Below are 4,647 nucleotides of genomic sequence, written 5' to 3'. Positions count from 1 at the left end.
TCCACACAGGTATGGTTCAGTCTGTTCCCCCTCATTCCGATAGAGCTGGGCCAATATCTCCCCTGGTGGCCCTGCAAGCAACCTTGCAGCAGATGCGGGAGCAGAGCGATGCCAACACCCTCGTTCAGCTCACGCTGGAGTATGTCAAGGCGGCGTTTGGGGCGCCGCTGATCTGGCTGGCCTTTTACGATTATCAAAATCACCAGTTGGTGGGCCAGGGGGGAGTGACCCTTCTTGAGGATCAAACCCTACTGCGAGCGGTGCATCCTCTACAGCCGGGGGAGATCCTGGAGCAGGTGGTGATCGAGCAGCGACCGATCAGCCTGCCCGACCTCTCTCAGGAACCGCGCATGGGCATTTGGCAGCGGGAGGCCAGGCGACTGGGCGGGATCCAGGGCTGTTTCATTTATCCCTTCTCGGCCTACGGCCCGCTGTCGCGAACGGCAGTGGGACGGCGGCGCTGCTTGGGGATCCTGATGTTGGGATCCCAAATGTGGGGGGTTACCACCCATGAGGACGAAAAGGCTCTCTTGGGAATTTTGCTGGGGCAGTTGGCAGCCTCTCTGCAGGAGTTGGAAAACGCTTGGCAGCAGCAGACCGAAAAGCGCCTTGAGGATCCACTCCTGAGGTTGGGAACGGCGATGCGCCAGGCGGGATCCCTGCAGGAACGGGTCAGCTGGGTGAAGCAAGAGCTACAGTCTTTCCTGGGCGCCGTCCACATTCAGGTGTATTGGCACGAGCGCGGCCAGGGGCAGTTCGTCCCCCATGGAAGCGCCCCCAAAGCTGTTGGCAACAGCGGGGGGACGGAGTCCTCTCAGCCCCCTGTTCCCAAAGGGGCTAAAGTCGGAGCAGGGCCAACAGGGGAGGTCAGCCTTTCGCTGCGGGAATTGGGGGACATGTACTACACCCTCGCCGATGGCCAGGTGGTGGTGGGCGGCACAGGGACGACTCGCTCTGAGGTTCCCCCCAAGCTGATGCAGCAGTTGCGGGCCCAGGCCGTTTTGGCGGCCCCGATTTTGCTGGAAAAGGATCTGCTGGGGTTCATCTGGGTGCAATCGGATGTGCCCCGTACCTGGCAAGCCGCTGAGCGACAGTTGGTAGCTGCTGCCGCCAATGGGTTGGCCTTGGCTGCCCCCCTAGAAAATCTGGATCGCCGCATTCGCCAGTTGGCCGATGACCAAGAGTTTGTGCAACAGGTGGGCCGCTCGCTTTACAACCCGGCGGAGCTGCAACAGGCTCTCCAGCAAGCCGTTGTCGGCCTGGCCCAGCGCCTGAAAGTCGGTGCAGTGGCCGTGTTGACGGTGGATCCCGACAGCCCCATCCCCCGCCTCTTCTACGAGTACCGCAGGGAAGGCAAGCAGACTTTGCCACAGCAGCTCAGCCCTCTGAGCGACCAGGACTGGCAGGATCTCATGCGCAGCGAGGTGGTGGTGGCAGAAAACTACGACCAAGATCTGCGCCTGCTCTCTTGGCGGCAGGAACTGGCAGGGGTTCGTTCCTTGATGCTGACCCACACCGGGGTCGGCGGTACCGCCACCACACCTGTGGAAGGGCTGCTCTTGGTGTTGCATCCCCAGCTACGGGCCTGGAGCCGGGAAGAGCGGCAACTGCTGCGGGGGATCGCCCAACAGGTGGGGGTGATCCTGCGGCAAATTCGGTCAGAACAACGCCGGCAACGACAAGAGCAGTTGCTCAAGGGCCTGATCACCACTTGTTTAACCTTGCAAAACTCGGCCACCTTGTCAGATCTGTACACCACTACCACTCGACAGACGGCCCAATTGCTGGGGATCCCTCTGGCGCTGGTGGTCAGTTGGCAGCCGGGGGAAAGCCGGGCTCAGCTCCAGGGGCCTTTTACTACCGCTGCCGGGACGGAGACCGGCTCCACCGAGATCGACCTGCAAGATCCCCTACTGGCCTACGCGCTGCAGTCGGCAGAACCTCTGCCGCTCACCCAGGAGCAGATCCCCCCTGCCAGCCGCACTTGGCTCAGTCGCGTCAGCGGTGCGGAGCACTTTGCTGCCGGCCTGGGATCCTGGCTGCTGGTGGCGCTGGGGGAGACAAACTCCTCGCAGGCGGGAGCTTTGGGAGTTTTGATCTTGGGGGCAGAAGCGGGCAAGGTTTGGGATCCCGACGAGCGGGCGGCTGTGATGCTGATCGCCCAGACCTGCGGCTGGACGCTGCGGCGCTTGCTCTGGATGCAAACTTTGCAAGAGCGGCAGGAGGTGCTCAGGGAGTTGAACTGGTACAAGCACCGCCGCCTGCTGGATATGCAGAATGCCCTTCTGGACAGCCTGCACCGCCTGGGTCAGGTGCCGGAGATCCCCGGAGACGAAGCCACCCGCTGGCAAAAAGTAGTGGAAATTGGCAGAGGGCTGCGGGATCTGACCGTCTCCACAAGGCCGTTGTTGCAGTCGGAAACTTGGCAGGTGCAGCCGCAGTTGCGGTCGGTGCCCTTGGCAACCTTGGTGCGCAAAAGCCTGCGCCGAGTGGAGGCCCTGACCCAAAAACGCAAGCTGTGGCCGCGGGCCCATGGGGACATGAGCCTTACCATCCAGGGGGATCCCGAACGACTGGAGATGGTGCTCTGGGAGGTGTTGACAGCCGCTATTTTGCGCAGCCCGGAAGGGGGGCGGCTGGATCTGTGGAGCCAAGCCAGCGTTCGCGATAGCGATGCGGAGCCCTTTGGCTATGCAGAGCTGCTGGTGGTGGATCAGGGCAGCTTCGACCCTCACCTGATGGCCGCCCTTCAGTTGGGGCCAGAGCAGGTGATCTACGCAGATCCTCTGCTCAAGTCGCCTCTATCGGTGAGTCCTGGTCTGGAACTCAGCCTGTGTCAACGGGTGGTGCAGCGGATGGGGGGCCAGCTCTCCTTTTACCTCTCTTCCGATGGGCGTTGTGTCTCTCGGCTGCTCCTGCCGATGGGCAGCGACGAGCCCCATCCCCCTGGGTAGGAAAAAGCTGTGTTGCCGGTCACCTTAGGGGGACAAGGTTCTGAGCAGCCAAAACAGGGGCAGTAGAGCCAGTAGGCCGCGATCCAGCCGCCGCAGTTGTAGGCGGTGCCAGCGCAGGGGATGGTCTGGGCCGGTCAGCCCACGGGCCTGCATTGCCATAGCCGTCTGTTCGGCACGCAGGAGCAAGTTTTCAAAAAAGCGCTCCACCAAGGCCAGCAGGGTTTGCATCCCGCCCCGGAAACTCAGGGATCCCCAGCGCACATCCCGAGTTCGCACCGCCCGCGCCAAGTTTTGCACCTCTTCCATCACCAAAGGCAGAAAGCGCAGCGCCAAGGTGAGGGTGAGAATTACTTCGGCAATCGGCCATCTCCAACGCTTGAGAGGCTGCAACCATTGGCCGATCCCCTCGGCAATTTCTTCGGGGGCCGTGGTCAACAGAAACAAATGGGTAGCGTAGAGCAACGTAAAAATGAGGGTGCCCAGCCGCAGCGCCACCGATAGAGAACGGCGGGAGACCTGAAAGGTTCGTCCCAATAGGGAAAACTGAACCAGGCGGTAGCGATAAGGAGTTTGCCAGGCACGGGTTTGCGCCCGCCAGGCACGGTCTGGGGATCCCTGTTCTACGGCCAAGTCGAAGTGCCCTGCACCGCTAACGGGAACAGCGGGGATCCCGGTCAGCCCATAGCCCACCACCTGCATATCCTGCCGTTGCGGTTGGGGAAAAACCCCCAATCCATCCGGCGCCAAGCTGGTGATCCCAAAGGTGAGCAGGCTCAGGGCCAGCACCAGGGAGAGTTGGCCCGACCAAACCCGGCGCGGCAGACGGGCCGCCACAGTTAGCAGCAGAAGAGCCACCACCACGGCCAAGCGCCAACCATTGCCGGCCAAAATGGGGCTGAGGAGAAAGCTGAGCAGCCAGGCCAGCTTAACCCGCGGATCCAGGCAATGTAGCCAGGTGCGAGGCTCTTCCAGATAAATCCCCAGCGGGGCATTGCGCAGAATATCCACAACAGTTGAGAAGGAAGCAGACTATACCCCTTAAAAGGGCGGGACCGAGAACTCCGTCCCCGTAGCGCGGTCGCAGCAGCGTTGCGGAGCAATAACAGCTGGCAGCAAGGGAGAGCTAGAGCCGTTCCACCAGACGGGTGGAGCCCGACTGGGCGGCGACCCATCCCCCGGGCGCGCCATCTCGCTCAATGCGCAGCCAGACGGGCACCTGTCCCTCCCCAGCCTGCACCTCCACCACCCGCAGCAGGGCTTGGCGTGGGGCTGTCCCGACAATGGCTCCCGTCAGGCTGGGTTGCTGGCGAATGTTGAGGCCATCGTTGGAGACCACCCGCACCTGTTGTACTCCTTGCCACTCCGCCAGAGGGCCGGTTAGCTCAGGCGGGGGAGTGAGTTCCGTCTGGCCGGGATTGTCGTTCGCGGAGGCGTCGCGTAGCGATATGTCAACCGGCGGCTGCTCAATTTGCACCTGGGGTTGCTCCAGCGGTGGTGCCGGCGGCGGCGTGAAGAGGCCCCGCAACATTTGCCAGATGACCAATAGGGAGAGGATGCCCACACCGACCACCCCGGCCATTCGCGCCAGCGGTGCGGAGCCCAAACGAACGCCAGCGGGAAAGGTAGGACGCTTACGGCCCCCCAAGCGGCTGCGGCGGTAACGCTCCACATCCTGCAAACCGATCGCGCCAGC

At 62.7% G+C, this 4,647-nt stretch carries 3 protein-coding genes; 1 reads left to right on the top strand and 2 read right to left on the bottom strand.

All coding sequences use genetic code 11. From position 1 onward, the window contains the following. Positions 1 to 2,954, top strand: a 2,954-nt coding sequence (locus NW820_RS01755) for a GAF domain-containing protein (protein ID WP_414406515.1), incomplete at its 5' end; no start/stop codon positions are given. A 24-nt stretch (positions 2,955 to 2,978) separates the two neighbouring features. Here the strand turns inward: NW820_RS01755 and NW820_RS01750 are convergent. Together NW820_RS01750 and NW820_RS01745 are read right to left on the bottom strand one after the other, a co-directional pair. After that, positions 2,979 to 3,962: an energy-coupling factor transporter transmembrane component T family protein gene (locus NW820_RS01750; protein WP_414357909.1), complete on the bottom strand. Its 984-nt coding sequence runs from the start codon at positions 3,960 to 3,962 to the stop codon at positions 2,979 to 2,981. A gap of 115 nt (positions 3,963 to 4,077) precedes the next feature. Next, the coding region (locus tag NW820_RS01745; RefSeq protein WP_414406514.1) for an SH3 domain-containing protein at positions 4,078 to 4,647 on the bottom strand (570 nt) is incomplete at its 5' end.

Origin of the sequence: Synechococcus sp. R55.7 (assembly GCF_047461955.1) — a bacterium.
Taxonomy (GTDB): Bacteria; Cyanobacteriota; Cyanobacteriia; order Thermostichales; family Thermostichaceae; genus Thermostichus.
Note: the sequence above shows the minus strand (reverse complement) of the source record. Positions and strands in the feature narration are given on the sequence as shown.